The sequence below is a fragment of the Bacillus sp. Bwzl_19 genome (genome assembly GCF_054900515.1).
Genome location: NZ_CM142729.1, coordinates 1,587,449 through 1,603,233 on the forward strand (window position 1 = coordinate 1,587,449; position 15,785 = coordinate 1,603,233).

The window sequence follows — 15,785 nt, forward strand, 5'->3', positions numbered from 1 at the left end:
AAGGGTTATAACGGGAAGAAGCTGTACGCTGCTTCTCTCTTTAACCGCACCCCGAGTCTGTAGGCCGGGGTGTTTTTTTACGGCCTTCAATCGGAAACGGAGGAGAAAAAAACATGAATCATTTAACGGCGATGTCTGAACTGAGCACGGCTGAAATTACAGAATTGCTGCGTGAGGCAAAAGCGATAAAAGAGGGAACAGAGTGCCCCGATCTCTCGGGAAAATTCGTTGCGAATCTGTTTTTTGAACCAAGCACGAGAACGCGGTTCAGCTTTGAAGTGGCGGAAAAAAAGCTCGGTATGAACGTGCTCAATTTAGACGGCACGAGTACAAGCGTTCAAAAAGGCGAGTCTTTATACGACACGATCAAAACACTGGAAGCAATCGGAGCGGACGCCTGCGTCATCAGGCACAGCACGGATGAATATTACAAGGATCTGACTGGCAAAGTAAATATTCCGATCTTAAATGCGGGCGACGGCTGCGGCCAGCATCCGACCCAATCATTGCTCGATCTAATGACGATTCAAGAGGAATTTGAGAATTTTCAGGGTCTGACCGTTTCCATTCATGGCGATATCAAACACAGCAGGGTGGCAAGGTCAAATGCCGAGGTGCTGACAAGGCTCGGCGCACGCGTGCTGTTTTCTGGTCCGCCGCAATGGCAGGATGAGAACAACTCCTTCGGCACCTGTGTTCAGACGGATGAAGCCATACAAGCTTCAGATGTCGTCATGCTGCTCCGCATTCAAAATGAAAGACATCAGACAGAAGCGGACCAAAAAGGCTACCTGGAAGCATACGGGCTGACCGCAAAGCGTGCGGAAAGCATGAAGCGGCATGCCATCATCATGCATCCCGCACCGGTAAACAGAGGGGTCGAAATTGACACAATATTAGTGGAATCCGGAAAATCACGAATATTTAAACAAATGGAAAATGGTGTGTATATCAGAATGGCAGTCTTAAAAAGAGCACTGCAAACCAATGCGAAAAGGGGAGAAGCGGCTTATGTCTTATCTCATTAAAAACGGCTGGATGTTAAATGAACAGGGAGAAAAAGTGGCGCAGGATATCCGGGTAACAGGAGAAATCATTGCGGAAACCGGCATACTGACGGCAAAAGACGGGGAAACCGTGATCGACGCTTCCGGTCTGTTCGTCTCACCGGGGCTCGTAGACCTTCATGTACACTTCAGAGAACCGGGCGGTGAGAAAAAAGAAACGATTGAAACGGGCTCTAAAGCTGCGGCGCGGGGCGGTTTTACCACTGTCGCCGCCATGCCGAATACAAGGCCCGTGCCGGATACGAAGGAGCAGATGGAATGGCTGCAAAACCGGATCAAAGAAACCTCATCTGTCCGGGTTCTTCCTTACGCTTCGATCACGATCAGACAAACCGGCGAACAAATGACAGATTTTGAGGTGCTTCATGAAGCCGGCGCATTTGCTTTCACCGATGACGGCGTCGGCGTTCAGACTGCCGGAATGATGTATGAAGCAATGAAACGGGCGGCTTCAATGAATAAAGCGATTGTCGCTCATTGTGAGGATAACTCACTGATTTACGGCGGAAGCGTACATGAAGGTGCTTTTTCAAAAGCGAACGGCCTGAATGGCATACCTTCCATTTGTGAAGCGGTACATATCGCTCGTGACGTGCTGCTGGCGGAAGCGGCGGGCTGCCATTACCATGTGTGTCATATCAGCACGAAAGAATCCGTCAGAGCCGTAAGAGACGCAAAAAAAGCGGGAATTCGCGTGACAGCCGAAGTGTCGCCGCACCATCTGCTGCTTTGTGACGAAGATATCCCAGGGCTTGATACCAATTTTAAAATGAATCCGCCGCTTCGCAGCAAAGAGGACAGAGCGGCACTGATTGAAGGGCTATTGGAAGGCACGATTGATTTCATCGCCACTGACCATGCGCCGCATACCGAAGAAGAGAAAAACACGGACATGAAGCTTGCGCCTTTCGGTATCGTCGGTTTAGAAACAGCCTTCCCGCTTCTGTACACACACTTTGTGAAAAGCGGATCGTGGACGCTGAAGCAGCTGGTTGACTTCATGACGAAAAAACCTTGCGAGGCGTTCGGTCTTCCGTACGGAACGCTTGCACCGGGCGCGCCGGCTGACATTACCCTGATCGACCTGGAAAAAGAAGCGGCAATTGACAAAGATACATTTTTATCTAAAGGAAAAAATACGCCATTCAACAAGATGAAGTGCTTCGGCTGGCCTGTCGCAACGATGGCTGGCGGGAAGCTTGCATACGAAGAAGGGAGACTCGTCAAATGAAAAGAAGACTAGTGCTGGAAAATGGAGCGGTATTTGAGGGGGAAGCATTCGGGAGCCTTGAGCATACCGCCGGTGAAGTCGTATTCAATACGGGAATGACCGGTTATCAGGAAATTTTATCAGACCCTTCCTACTGCGGGCATATCGTGACGCTGACGTATCCTCTGATCGGCAACTACGGGATTAACAGAGATGACTTTGAATCCATTACTCCTTTTGTAAAAGGGCTGATCGTAAAAGAATTGTGCGAGCTGCCATCCAACTGGAGATCGGCTTACACGCTTGATGAGTATTTGAAGATGAAAAATATCCCCGGCTTACAAGGGATTGACACGAGAAAGCTTACAAGAATGATCCGCACGGCAGGTGCATTAAAAGGAACGTTTGCATCATGTGAGGAGAATGTCGAAGCGGTTCTTGCACTTCTGAAAGAAACGGAACTTCCGAGAAATCAAGTCGCTCAAGTATCAGCGAAAACGGCATATCCGAGTCCGGGCCGCGGAAAACGCATCGTACTCGTTGATTTCGGCATGAAGCATGGCATCTTAAGAGAATTAAACAAACGAAAATGTGATGTCATCGTTGTGCCGTACAATGTAACGGCGGAAGAAGTGCTCCAGCTGAAGCCTGACGGCATTATGCTTTCTAACGGACCCGGAGATCCGAAAGATGTGCCGGAAGCCATTGAGATGATAAAAGGCATACTCGGGAAGGTGCCGTTATTCGGAATCTGCCTCGGCCACCAATTATTTGCACTGGCATCAGGAGCGGATACGGAAAAAATGAAATTCGGACACAGGGGCTCCAACCATCCGGTTAAAGAGCTTGCGACCGGGAAAGTCGCTTTAACCGCCCAAAACCACGGATATACAGTCTCTTCTATAGACGAAACAGAGCTTGAAGTGACACATATTGCGATCAATGATCAAACGATCGAAGGACTCAAACATAAAACATTGCCGGCATTTACCGTTCAGTACCACCCTGAAGCTTCACCGGGGCCGGAAGATGCCAATCATTTATTTGACAGATTCATCGACTTGATCGAAACAACTGAGAAAGAAGGGGAAGCGGCATGCCAAAACGCGTAGACATTAAAAAGATATTAGTGATCGGATCAGGCCCGATTATTATCGGACAGGCGGCGGAATTTGATTATGCGGGCACACAAGCGTGTCTGGCTTTAAAAGAAGAAGGTTATGAAGTCATTCTCGTCAATTCAAATCCGGCAACGATTATGACGGATACGGAAATGGCCGACCGGGTATATATCGAACCGCTGACGCCGGAATTTCTCACGCGTATTATCAGAAAAGAACGGCCGGACGCCATCCTGCCGACTTTGGGAGGACAGACAGGGCTGAATCTTGCGGTCGAGCTGTCTGATCTCGGAGTTCTTGCAGAATGCGGAGTGGAAGTGCTCGGCACAAAGCTGTCAGCCATCCAGCAGGCGGAAGATCGCGACTTGTTCCGTACGCTGATGAATGAGCTGAATGAACCGGTGCCCGAAAGTGAGATTATCCGCACTTTGCAGGAAGCCGAGGAATTTGTCAGCCGGATCGGGTTTCCGGTTATCGTCCGCCCCGCTTACACATTAGGCGGAACGGGCGGCGGCATCTGCTCAAATGAAGCGGAATTGAAGGAGATCGTCGAAAACGGATTAAAACTAAGCCCCGTTCATCAATGCCTTTTGGAAAAAAGCATCGCCGGTTACAAAGAGATCGAATATGAAGTCATGAGAGACAGCAGAGATCATGCGATCGTCGTCTGTAACATGGAAAATATCGATCCGGTCGGCATCCATACGGGCGACAGCATCGTCGTTGCTCCGAGTCAGACGTTGAGCGACAGGGAATATCAGCTTTTGCGCAATGTTTCATTAAAGCTGATCCGCGCACTCGGCATAGAAGGCGGCTGTAATGTTCAGCTCGCGCTGGATCCCGACAGCTTCCAATACTACATTATCGAAGTGAATCCGCGGGTGAGCCGCTCATCTGCCCTCGCTTCAAAAGCAACGGGTTACCCGATCGCAAAACTTGCGGCGAAAATCGCAGTCGGGCTTTCTCTTGATGAAATGATGAACCCCGTAACGGGAAAAACATATGCGGCTTTTGAGCCCGCGCTTGACTATGTCGTTTCTAAGATCCCGCGCTGGCCGTTTGATAAATTTGAATCGGCAAACCGCAGACTCGGAACACAAATGAAAGCGACCGGAGAGGTCATGGCCATCGGACGCACCCTTGAAGAATCACTGTTAAAGGCAGTCCGCTCACTGGAAGCCGATGTCTATCATCTCGAACTGAAGGATGCGGAAGAGATTTCTGACGGGCTTTTGGAAAAACGGATCAGAAAGGCCGGAGACGAACGGCTGTTTTACCTCGCTGAAGCTTTCAGAAGAGGCTACACGGTAGAGCAGCTTCATGAGTTTTCCGCAATTGACGTTTTCTTTTTGCACAAGCTCTATAAGCTGGTCGCCTTTGAAACAAAGCTGAAAGCGGAAAAAGGCAGCCTCGCCGTCCTTCAGACAGCGAAGGAACTCGGCTTTTCCGACAAATATATCAGCCGGGAATGGAACATGCCGGAACAAGAGCTGTATCAAATGCGAAAAGAAGCAGCCATCAAGCCTGTATATAAAATGGTGGACACATGCGCGGCGGAATTCGAATCAGAAACTCCGTACTTCTACAGCACATATGAGGAAGAAAATGAGTCTGAGGTTACACCAAGAAAAAGTGTCGTCGTCCTAGGCTCAGGTCCGATCCGCATCGGACAGGGCGTCGAATTTGACTATGCGACCGTTCATTCTGTCTGGGCGATCAAGCAGGCAGGCTATGAAGCGATTATTATCAACAACAACCCTGAGACGGTGTCCACTGATTTCAGCATATCAGACAAGCTGTATTTTGAACCGCTGACGGTTGAAGATGTCATGCACATCATCGATTTGGAACAGCCGGAAGGAGTTGTCGTCCAATTCGGCGGCCAGACGGCGATCAACCTTGCGGAAGAATTAAGCGCCCGCGGCGTCAAAATCCTCGGCACATCACTTGAGGATTTAGACCGTGCGGAAGACAGGGATAAGTTTGAGCAGGCGCTTGAGGCGCTGAATGTGCCGCAGCCGCTCGGAAAAACCGCTGTATCGGTGAGCGAAGCGGTCAAAATTGCCGCATCCATCGGCTATCCGGTTCTTGTCCGCCCTTCATACGTGCTCGGCGGCCGGGCGATGGAAATCGTCTATCATGAAGAAGAGCTGCTTCACTATATGAAAAACGCGGTCAAAATCAACCCGCAGCATCCGGTGTTAATCGACCGTTATCTGACGGGAAAAGAAATCGAAGTCGATGCCGTATCTGACGGCGAAACAGTCGTCATCCCGGGAATTATGGAGCATATCGAGCGGGCCGGCGTCCATTCAGGAGATTCAATTGCCGTCTATCCGCCTCAGTCTTTAAGCGAAGACATTAAGAAAAAAATCGAACAATACACTGTAGCTTTGGCAAAAGGACTCAACATCATCGGCTTGCTGAACATCCAGTTCGTACTGTCGCAAGGTGAAGTGTACGTGCTCGAAGTAAATCCGCGGTCAAGCAGAACCGTGCCGTTCTTAAGCAAAATCACAAAGATTCCGATGGCGAATCTGGCGACAAAGGTCATTCTCGGCCAAAAGCTTGCTGATTTCGGCTACAAAGAAGGGCTGCAGCCTGAACAGCAGGGGGTATTCGTGAAAGCGCCTGTCTTCTCATTCGCGAAGCTGAGAAGAGTGGATATTACATTAGGGCCTGAAATGAAATCGACGGGAGAGGTCATGGGCAAAGATTCAACCCTGGAAAAAGCGCTCTACAAAGCGCTGATTGCCTCTGGCATTCAAATCCCGAATTACGGCTCAGTGCTATTGACCGTTGCCGATAAAGATAAAGAAGAAGGACTTATGATCGCGAAGCGGTTCCACGCAATCGGCTATAACATCTTGGCGACGGAAGGAACGGCGGCTTATTTGAAAGACGCCCGGATTCCGGCTCAGGTCGTCGGGAAAATCGGCGAAGAAGGAAAAAATCTCATCGACGTCATCAGAAACGGTGAAGCGCAATTTGTCATCAATACGCTGACAAAAGGCAAACAGCCGGCCAGAGACGGCTTCAGAATCCGCCGCGAATCCGTTGAGAACGGAGTCGCCTGCCTGACATCTTTAGATACGGCCGAAGCCATTTTGCGGGTATTGGAAAGCATGACTTTCTGTGCGGATCATATGCCTGCATCTGAAACCAATCAAAAGGCGGCTGTCACGATATGAAAAAAGCGCATTTGACTGTTCAATCCAATTCGGAAATTGCCGACCAGATCTATAAGATGGTGCTGAAAGGAGAACTTGTCCGGCACTTTACCGAGCCGGGACAATTTCTTCATTTAAAGGTGAGTGACGCGGTCACGCCGCTTTTAAGAAGGCCGCTCAGCATTGCGGACGTCGATTTCGCCGTGAATGAAGTATCCGTTATCTACAGAACTGACGGTGAGGGAACGCGTCTTTTGTCCGAGAAAAAAGAGGGCAGCATGATTGACGTTCTCGGCCCTCTCGGCAACGGATTCCCCGTCCGGCGGATTGAACCCGGCAAAACCGCGCTGTTAGTCGGAGGCGGAGTCGGGGTTCCGCCTTTGCAGGAACTGTCAAAGCGCCTGACGGAAAAAGGCGTAAACGTCATTCACGTGCTTGGGTTTCAATCAGCAAAGGATGTTTTTTATGAACAGGAATGTCTCGCGTACGGAGACACCTATGTGGCAACGGCTGACGGGACATATGGAGAAAAAGGATTTGTCACTGACATCATCCGCGAAAAGCAGCTCGAATTCGATGTCCTGCTCAGCTGCGGTCCGACACCGATGCTGAAAGCACTGAAGCAGCAGTACGGCCATAAAGAGGTTTATCTCTCGATGGAGGAGCGGATGGGCTGCGGCATAGGGGCCTGCTTCGCCTGCGTGTGCCGTACGGGCGAAAGCGATACATCATATGTGAAAGTCTGCCTTGACGGGCCGGTATTTAAAGCTGAGGAGGTGGCGCTGTAATGTTAGAGGTGAATTTGCCGGGTCTCCGATTGAAAAACCCGATCATCCCCGCTTCCGGATGTTTCGGTTTCGGAAAGGAATATGCCGGATTTTATGATTTATCATGCCTCGGAGGCATCATGATTAAAGCCACTACGAACGAAGCGCGTTTCGGAAATCCGACACCGAGAGTGGCGGAGACAAGCGCGGGAATGCTGAATGCCATCGGCCTGCAAAATCCCGGACTTGAGCATGTACTCAAACATGAGCTGCCTTGGCTTGAACAGTTTGACACGCCGATTATCGCAAACGTCGCCGGTTCTCAGGTGGAAGACTATAAAGAAGTGGCCGAGCACATCAGCAAAGCGCCGAATGTGCATGCGCTTGAACTTAACATTTCGTGTCCGAATGTCAAAACGGGCGGGATTGCTTTTGGCACTGATCCCGCCATGGCGGCCGATCTGACAAAAGCGGTGAAAGAAGTTTCCGCAGTGCCTGTATATGTGAAGCTTTCGCCTAATGTCGCCAACATAACCGAAATTGCCAAGGCGATTGAAGCAGCCGGTGCTGACGGCCTGACGATGATTAATACACTCGTCGGGATGAGGCTCGATCTTAAGACAGGACGGCCGATTTTAGCAAATAAAACGGGCGGACTGTCAGGCCCGGCAATCAAACCGGTCGCCATCCGGATGGTATACGAAGTCAGCCAGGCCGTTCAAATTCCGATTATCGGGATGGGCGGCGTCCAGACCGCGGAGGATGCACTGGAATTTCTTCTTGCCGGGGCGAGTGCTGTTGCAGTCGGCACGGCAAACTTCGTCAATCCGTTTGTCTGCCCGGAAATCATAGAACAGCTCCCTCGTGTGCTGCGCCAATACGGCTTTCAATCTGTAAGTGAATGCATCGGAAGGAGCTGGAAGCATGAAAAACAACCTGCCCATCATCGCGCTTGATTTTGCATCAGGGGAAGAGACTTTAGCGTTTTTAGATTTGTTTGAAAAGGAAAGGCTGTTTGTCAAAACGGGGATGGAACTTTTTTATCAGGAAGGCCCGGCCATCATTCACCAATTAAAAGAACGGAATTGTGACATATTTTTAGATTTGAAGCTTCACGATATTCCGACTACAGTCAATAAAGCGATGAAACGGCTTGCCGGCCTCGGCGTTGATCTCGTCAATGTCCATGCAGCGGGAGGCGCACGGATGATGCGCGCGGCTCTAGAAGGGCTTGAAGAGGGCACGCCGAGAGGCAAAAAACGCCCGTCTTTAATTGCAGTCACCCAGCTGACCAGCACTTCAGAGCAGATGGCGAAGGAAGAGCTTCTGCTGCAAAAGCCGCTTTTAGAAACGGTTGTTCATTACGGAAAAATGGCGGAAGAGTGCGGGCTGGACGGAGTGGTATGTTCGGTTCATGAAACAAAAGCCATTTATGAAGCGGTCCGGCCGTCATTTCTGACAGTCACGCCCGGCATCCGCACCGCTAGTGACGCATCTGACGATCAAGTCCGGACGGCGACTCCGTCATTTGCGAAAGAAAACGGCTCGTCAGCCATTGTCGTGGGCCGCTCAATTACAAAAGCGGAAAATCCCGTTAAAGCATATGAAGCAATTAAACTGGAATGGGAGGGTGTTCGCCGATGAAACAAGCTATCGCAAAACATCTATTACACATTGAAGCTGTCTTTTTACGTCCGAATGAGCCATTTACTTGGGCGAGCGGCATTTTATCACCGATCTATTGTGACAACCGTCTGACATTGTCGTATCCGGAAGTGAGAAATGACGTGGCGGACGGGCTCAGCAAACTGCTGAAAGAGCATTTCCCCGAAGCGGAGATGATCGCCGGAACTGCAACGGCAGGCATTCCGCACGCTGCGCTTCTCGCAGACCGTACTGGCGCGCCGATGTGCTACGTCAGAAGCAAGCCGAAAGCGCACGGCAAAGGAAATCAAATAGAAGGCGCCGTTAAAAAAGGGCAAAAAACAGTCGTGATTGAAGACTTGATTTCTACCGGAGGCAGCGTGCTCGAAGCTGCGGCGGCCCTTCAAAAAGAGGGTGCGGAAGTCCTCGGCGTCATCTCCATTTTTACATACGGACTGCCGAAAGCAAGAGAAGCCTTTAAAAAAGCGGGTCTGCCGTATTACTCATTAACGGATTATGACACGCTGATTGAAGTGGCGCTAGAAAACGGAACGATTCATTCAGATGACGTTGAGAAACTGAAATCATGGAAACAGAATCCCGAGTCAAAAGATTGGTTTAAAAAATAATAATAATAAAAACAGGCCTCAGGGCCTGTTTTTATTATTCCTATCAAAAAACTCGGGTTGACTTCTGTTAGAATTGTGCTAAAATTTAGTACAAATCTAAAAAGCTTATCAAGAGCGGCTGAGGGACTGGACCGATGACGCCCGGCAACCTGCATGTATTGCAAGGTGCCGCATCCAGAAAAATGCACAGCATTTTGAAGATAAGGGCTATATCGGGTCACTGTCTTTCATTCCGCTGGATTGAAAGTTTTTTTATGAAAAAAAGATTGAGGGATAAGACAACCGGCAGAAAACAACAGCTGTTTGATTGTCTCCGGGAGGAGGAAAGAAAAAATGCTAACGTATGACACATGGGAAGAACCGGCGATTACATTTCCGGAAGACGATTCCTATAAAGGCGCGCTATCCGTTTTAAAATGGGCGTACGGCCACTACGGAGACCAGCTTGTTTACGCGTGCAGCTTCGGGATTGAGGGCATCGTCCTGATCGATTTGATTTCTAAAGTGAAAAAAGACGCGGAAATCGTGTTTCTCGATACGGGCCTTCACTTTAAAGAAACCTATGAAACGATCGAAAAAGTGAAAGAACGTTATCCGGGACTTAACATCATCCTGAAACAGCCCGGCCTTACGCTTGAGGAACAGGCCGAGGCTCACGGGGATAAACTATGGGAAAGAGAACCGAACCAGTGCTGCTTCATCAGAAAAATTCTGCCGTTAAGAGAAGCGCTCGCCGGGCGTCCGGCATGGCTGTCAGGCCTTCGCCGCGATCAAGGGCCGAGCCGGGCGAATACGAATTTCCTGAATAAAGACGACAAGTTTCAATCAATTAAAGTCTGCCCGCTGATCCATTGGACATGGAAAGACATCTGGAGATATACATCCAAGCATGAGCTGGATTACAATATCCTTCATGATCAGGGCTATCCGAGCATCGGCTGTGAACCGTGCACTTCACCTGCGTTTACCGCAGAAGATTTGCGCAGCGGCAGATGGAACGGCATGGCGAAAACAGAATGCGGACTGCATGAATAAAGGAGCTGCAAGATGGAATTAGCCGCTATTTTATTCAGCCTGTTTTTTGCCATGAATATCGGAGCCAGCGGAGCCGCAGCTTCAATGGGAGTCGCTTACGGGTCAGGCGCCGTTAAAAAGAAAACGTATGCGCTGATCATCTGCGCAGCCGGCGTCCTGTCAGGGGCGGTTATCGGCGGCGGAGAAGTCGTTAAGACGATCAGCGGCGGAATCATTCCCGAACAGACAATTACGCTCACCATCGTCTGCATTATTATCGGGGCGGCGGCGCTATCGTTATTCACGGCGAATGTGCTCGGCATTCCGCTGTCGACGAGTGAGGTCACTGTCGGAGCGATTGTCGGTGTCGGCGTCGCATACAAAGTGTTGTTTTTACAGCATCTTCTGGTGATCGTGATCTTTTGGGTGCTTGTTCCGTTTGTCGCATTCTGTTTCACGTTTCTCGTATCGAAGGTATTCAGTTATCTGAATATTCGGGTCGTTTCGAATCGGAAACAGAAGATTTTGGGGATTGTGCTGCTTGTTGCGGGGTTTTGGGAAGCTTTTTCAGCCGGAATGAACAACGTCGCAAATGCGGTAGGCCCGTTGGTTGCGGCCGGCGTGCTCAGCGTGTCCAAAGGGACGCTGTACGGAGGCGTATTTGTCGCTCTCGGCGCTCTGCTATTAGGACGCAAAGTGCTTGAAACCAACGGAAAAAAGATTACGAGATTTTCAGCCGGCGAAGGCATCCTGCTTTCCGGAACCGGCGCGGGGCTTGTCATTATCAGTTCCGTCTTCGGTCTGCCTGTCCCTTTGGCGCAGGTGACATCATCATCAATTATCGGTATCGGAATGGCCAAAAACGGGCCGAACGTTTTTCATAAAGAAGTCGTAAAAACGATGCTCAAAGTATGGGTCGTTTCCCCGTTCTTGTCACTGTCGATTTCGTATCTGCTTGTCTCACTGCTGTTAAAAGGAGATTACTATTCCATCTTTATGATGGCCAGCGTGCTTTTGGCATTTGGCGGAGCCGCCAGTCTGATGAAAGCCATCCGAAAAGAGAAACGCTCTGTCCATGAACAAGGCGGGGGCATCTAACTATTAATCTGAGTTTATTTATCTGTTAACTGGGAGGAATAATGAATTATGAGTTTAGCACCGCACGGAGGCACATTAATTAATCGGGTGAATGAGCAGTATGATCTTACATCCGTTCAAAAAGAAATTGAGCTTGATTTGATTTCGTTCGCTGATTTAGAACTGATCGGAATCGGGGGCTACAGCCCGATTGAAGGATTTTTCACAGAAAAAGATTACGTGTCAGTCGTAGAAAATATGCGATTGGCATCCGGTGCCGTCTGGTCTTTGCCGATCACGCTTCCGGTCGATTCGGAAAAAGCGGCTGAGCTTGCCGTCGGAGACACCGTGAAACTGACTTACGGCGGAGAAACATACGGCGTCGTGGACATCGAAGATATTTATACGCCGGATAAACAAAAAGAAGCCGTTCACGTATATAAAACCAATGATGCCGCGCACCCCGGCGTGAAAAAACTATTTTCACGCGGCGATACGTATGTCGGCGGGCCGATCACATTAATTAAAAAAGCGTCAAAGCAGTTTCCGGAGTTTACGTTTGAACCTGCTGAAACGAGACGAAGCTTCGAAGAAAAAGGCTGGAAAACCATCGTCGGTTTCCAAACGAGAAATCCGGTTCACCGCGCTCACGAATATATCCAGAAAACCGCTCTTGAGACGGTTGACGGCTTGTTTTTGAACCCGCTCGTCGGTGAAACAAAATCAGATGACATTCCGGCGGATGTCAGAATGGAAAGCTACCAGGTGCTGCTCGATCATTATTATCCGAAAGACCGCGTTTTCCTCGGCGTATTTTTGGCGGCCATGCGGTATGCGGGACCGAGAGAAGCCATTTTCCACGCGCTTGTCCGCAAAAACTACGGCTGTACGCATTTTATCGTCGGCCGCGATCACGCCGGCGTCGGTGATTACTACGGCACATATGAAGCGCAAGAGCTGTTTGATCAATTTACAGCGGAGGAGCTCGGGATTACACCGATGAAATTCGAGCACAGCTTCTTCTGCCAAAAATGCGGCAACATGGGAACGGCCAAAACATGTCCGCATGACAGAGAAGACCACGTCATTCTGTCAGGAACAAAGGTCAGAGAAATGCTGAGAAGCGGCGTCATGCCGCCGGCGGAATTCAGCCGTCCCGAAGTTGTCGAGGTGTTAATTAAAGGGATGAAAACGAAAGAAGAAGCAGGCGTTTCTTAAGGAGGAAAAAAGAGTGACAAATCGTGATATCGTATGGCATGAAGCTTCAATAACGAAAGAAGAATACCAGCAGAAAAATAAGCATAAAAGCTCTATCCTCTGGCTGACGGGTTTGAGCGGCTCAGGGAAATCCACGATTGCAAACGCAGCAGCGCGCGAACTGTTTGAACAAGGCTATCAGGTCATTGTGCTTGATGGCGATAACATCCGCCACGGTTTAAACAAGGACTTAGGCTTTTCTGATGATGACCGCAAGGAAAATATACGCCGAATCGGGGAAGTGGCAAAGCTTTTCGTTCAGCAGGGCACCATTGTCATTACAGCCTTTATTTCTCCGTTCCGTGAGGACAGAGATCAGGTGAGAGAGCTCGTGGCAGAAGGCGAATTTAATGAAATTTACGTGAAATGCGACCTCGATATATGTGAAAAGCGCGATCCGAAAGGTTTATATAAAAAAGCAAGAAACGGTGAAATCCCGTTCTTTACGGGGATCGACTCACCGTATGAAGAGCCGAAAGCGCCTGAGCTGGTACTTGATTCAGGCAAATATGAACGTGAGGAATGCACCGGCAGACTGATTGATTTTGTGAAAAACAGCTTAGCATAATAAGTCCAAAAAGGCCGCGCAATCAGCCGGATATCCCCGCGAATGGCGGGATATGGTAAAATAGCTGAAGTGCGGCCTCGCGGCTGTTCTGAGAAGATGTCAAAACGGATCGGGGAGACATGCTATGGGGAAAGTATTTATCGTTGGAGCCGGTCCGGGAGATCCGGACTTATTAACGGTGAAGGCAATGAAAGCCATACAGAAAGCGGACGTTATTTTATATGACAGATTGGTAAACAAAGAGATTTTACAGTATGCAAGAGAAGGAGCGGACCTGATTTACTGCGGCAAGCTCCCGGATTTTCACATAATGAAGCAGGATACGATCAACCGTTTCCTCGTGAAGTATGCGAAAAAGGGAAAAACCGTTGTAAGGCTCAAGGGGGGCGACCCGTTTGTTTTCGGCCGCGGGGGCGAAGAAGCGGAGGCTCTCGCGCAAAACGCCATTCCGTTTGAGATCGTTCCCGGCATTACATCAGGAATTGCGGCAGCTGCTTACGCCGGCATACCAGTGACGCACAGGGAGGCGAGCTCCAATGTCGCTTTCGTTACAGGACATTATAAACAAGAAGACGACTTTGAAGAAAAATGGAAAGCGCTGGCGACGGGCATTGATACGCTGGTGATTTATATGGGAATTAAAAATATCCGGCAGATTGAAAGAATGCTGCTGGAAAACGGCAGAGACGGCGGCACCCCGGCAGCCTTTATTCACTGGGGGACGACGGACAGGCAAAAAACAGTCGTCTGCACCGTCAGCACACTTTCAGACACAGTGATAAAAGAAGAGATCAAAAACCCGAGCTTAATTGTCATCGGTGATGTCGTCAATTATCACTGTAAGCTGGACTGGTTTGAATCTGAACTGAAAAATCTGGATCTGAGCGAGGCGTTGTAAATGAAGCAGGCGATTTTATACATCGGGCACGGAAGCCGGCTGAAAGAAGCGCAGACAGAGTCGGCGGCATTTTTAAAAGGGTGCAGGCCGCACGCAGACGCTCCCATTCAGGAAATCTGTTTTTTAGAACTGCAGGAACCGTCTATTGAAGCGGGATTTGAAGCATGTGTCAAACAAGGCGCCACTCATATTGCCGCAGTGCCTTTGCTCTTGTTGACCGCTGCCCACGCAAAACATGATATCCCGGCTGAAATCGCCCGCGCAGCGGCCCGGAATCCCGATATAAAAGTGACATACGGCGTTCCGATCGGAGTGGATGATGAAGTCGTAAAAGCGGTCCATCATCGCATTGAGGATACCGGAGTGCCGATTGAGCAGGCGAAAGTGGTGCTGATCGGAAGAGGAAGCAGAGATCCGGCGGTTAAACATGCCGTCAGTGAGATTGCCGGAAAACTTGAGGCGATCACATCTGTTAAAGAAGTCATTCCTTGTTTTTTAACAGCCTGTGATCCGCACTATAAAGAAGTGTTTACCAGCCTTAGAGTCGATGACGGAGCACCCGTTTTTATCGTCCCGTATCTTTTGTTTACCGGGCTTTTGATGACTGAGATTGAACGGGAAGTCCAAAAGCTTCAAGCGGTCAATCGGAATGTGCATCTCGCTTCATACTTAGGTTTTCACCCGCATATTAAGCAGGCGTTTTTGAACCGTGTGACAGAAGCTGTTCGAAACCCCGGCGGGCGGTTTGATTTTAAGGGGGGACAGTATGCTGCCTCTTCACATTAATCTCAGCGGAAAAAGAATCATTATTGCTGGCGGGGGCAATGTTGCATTAAGAAGGCTGAAAACGGTGCTTCCGGAAGGCGCTGATATTACCGTGATCAGTCCTGAGGCCCTGCCTGAAATTAAAAAGCTGGCGGATGAAGGACGCATCCGCTGGATTCCCCGGAGAATTGAAATGAAAGATCTCAAGCCCGCTTTTTTCATTATTGCCGCGACAAATGACCGAGGCGTGAATCAGGAGATAGCCGCAAACGCTTCTGAAACGCAGCTGGTCAACTGTGTAAGCAAGGCTGAACAAGGCAGCGTATATATGCCGAAGATCATCCGCAAAGGGCGCATTCAAGTATCAGTATCAACAAGCGGGGCAAGCCCCGCACATACGAAAAGACTGGCTGAAAACATTGAGCCTTTGATGACTGATGATTTGGCTGAAGAAGTGGATCGATTGTTTGAGAAAAGAAGAAGAACATAAAAATACCTTGTCTGTCATCAGACAGGGTATTTTTTATGCTGTCCAGACTGTCCGCTGTGTAAAAAATAGGAATAAAGGGGGGTTGTTATTATTTTACTGATATGTAAA

The 15,785-nt window shown here is 49.4% G+C and carries 15 protein-coding genes and 1 riboswitch; all 15 genes read left to right on the plus strand.

Features of this window, described 5'->3' with window-relative positions; genetic code table 11:
* Positions 1-113 precede the first annotated feature (113 nt).
* The 15 genes from ACW5MY_RS08410 to ACW5MY_RS08480 all read left to right on the plus strand — a co-directional run bounded on the left by ACW5MY_RS08410 (position 114) and on the right by ACW5MY_RS08480 (position 15,677).
* On the plus strand, positions 114-1,028 hold the full coding sequence (locus tag ACW5MY_RS08410) for an aspartate carbamoyltransferase catalytic subunit (protein ID WP_014471818.1): 915 nt from the start codon (positions 114-116) through the stop codon (positions 1,026-1,028).
* Positions 1,012-2,298: a dihydroorotase gene (locus ACW5MY_RS08415; protein ID WP_013352194.1), complete on the plus strand. Its 1,287-nt coding sequence runs from the start codon at positions 1,012-1,014 to the stop codon at positions 2,296-2,298. Before ACW5MY_RS08410 ends, ACW5MY_RS08415 begins: the two co-directional genes overlap by 17 nt.
* Positions 2,295-3,389, plus strand: a complete 1,095-nt coding sequence (locus ACW5MY_RS08420; RefSeq protein WP_462061840.1) for a carbamoyl phosphate synthase small subunit — start codon at positions 2,295-2,297, stop codon at positions 3,387-3,389. The genes ACW5MY_RS08415 and ACW5MY_RS08420 overlap by 4 nt, the downstream gene beginning before the upstream one ends.
* Positions 3,374-6,589 (plus strand): carbamoyl-phosphate synthase (glutamine-hydrolyzing) large subunit, encoded by a 3,216-nt coding sequence (gene carB / locus ACW5MY_RS08425; protein WP_013352196.1) that lies wholly within the window; start codon positions 3,374-3,376, stop codon positions 6,587-6,589. Before ACW5MY_RS08420 ends, carB begins: the two co-directional genes overlap by 16 nt.
* Entirely contained in the window at positions 6,586-7,356 is a 771-nt protein-coding gene (locus tag ACW5MY_RS08430) for a dihydroorotate dehydrogenase electron transfer subunit (protein ID WP_013352197.1), read from the plus strand. Before carB ends, ACW5MY_RS08430 begins: the two co-directional genes overlap by 4 nt.
* Entirely contained in the window at positions 7,356-8,291 is a 936-nt protein-coding gene (locus ACW5MY_RS08435) for a dihydroorotate dehydrogenase (protein ID WP_013352198.1), read from the plus strand. Before ACW5MY_RS08430 ends, ACW5MY_RS08435 begins: the two co-directional genes overlap by 1 nt.
* The gene (pyrF, locus tag ACW5MY_RS08440; protein WP_013352199.1) at positions 8,260-8,979 is read left to right on the plus strand and encodes an orotidine-5'-phosphate decarboxylase; all 720 of its coding nucleotides are present in this window, start codon (positions 8,260-8,262) and stop codon (positions 8,977-8,979) included. The genes ACW5MY_RS08435 and pyrF overlap by 32 nt, the downstream gene beginning before the upstream one ends.
* The gene (gene pyrE, locus ACW5MY_RS08445) at positions 8,976-9,608 is read left to right on the plus strand and encodes an orotate phosphoribosyltransferase (protein WP_013352200.1); all 633 of its coding nucleotides are present in this window, start codon (positions 8,976-8,978) and stop codon (positions 9,606-9,608) included. The genes pyrF and pyrE overlap by 4 nt, the downstream gene beginning before the upstream one ends.
* A 102-nt stretch (positions 9,609-9,710) precedes the next feature.
* A riboswitch (SAM riboswitch) is annotated at positions 9,711-9,815 on the plus strand.
* 126 nt (positions 9,816-9,941) lie between these two features.
* Positions 9,942-10,643 carry a phosphoadenylyl-sulfate reductase gene (locus ACW5MY_RS08450; RefSeq protein WP_013352201.1) on the plus strand — a complete coding sequence of 234 codons (702 nt, stop codon included), beginning with the start codon at positions 9,942-9,944 and terminating at the stop codon, positions 10,641-10,643.
* 12 nt (positions 10,644-10,655) lie between these two features.
* Positions 10,656-11,720 carry an inorganic phosphate transporter gene (locus ACW5MY_RS08455; protein ID WP_013352202.1) on the plus strand — a complete coding sequence of 355 codons (1,065 nt, stop codon included), beginning with the start codon at positions 10,656-10,658 and terminating at the stop codon, positions 11,718-11,720.
* Positions 11,721-11,768: 48 nt separating this feature from the next.
* The gene (gene sat, locus ACW5MY_RS08460; RefSeq protein ID WP_013352203.1) at positions 11,769-12,917 is read left to right on the plus strand and encodes a sulfate adenylyltransferase; all 1,149 of its coding nucleotides are present in this window, start codon (positions 11,769-11,771) and stop codon (positions 12,915-12,917) included.
* Between the two features lie 13 nt (positions 12,918-12,930).
* Entirely contained in the window at positions 12,931-13,524 is a 594-nt protein-coding gene (cysC, locus tag ACW5MY_RS08465; RefSeq protein ID WP_013352204.1) for an adenylyl-sulfate kinase, read from the plus strand.
* Between the two features lie 124 nt (positions 13,525-13,648).
* Positions 13,649-14,422, plus strand: coding sequence for a uroporphyrinogen-III C-methyltransferase (gene cobA / locus ACW5MY_RS08470; RefSeq protein ID WP_013352205.1), 774 nt, complete (start codon positions 13,649-13,651; stop codon positions 14,420-14,422).
* Positions 14,423-15,208: a sirohydrochlorin chelatase gene (locus tag ACW5MY_RS08475; protein WP_013352206.1), complete on the plus strand. Its 786-nt coding sequence runs from the start codon at positions 14,423-14,425 to the stop codon at positions 15,206-15,208.
* Positions 15,189-15,677, plus strand: a complete 489-nt coding sequence (locus ACW5MY_RS08480) for a precorrin-2 dehydrogenase/sirohydrochlorin ferrochelatase family protein (RefSeq protein WP_289394339.1) — start codon at positions 15,189-15,191, stop codon at positions 15,675-15,677. The genes ACW5MY_RS08475 and ACW5MY_RS08480 overlap by 20 nt, the downstream gene beginning before the upstream one ends.
* The last annotated feature ends 108 nt before the right edge of the window (positions 15,678-15,785 follow it).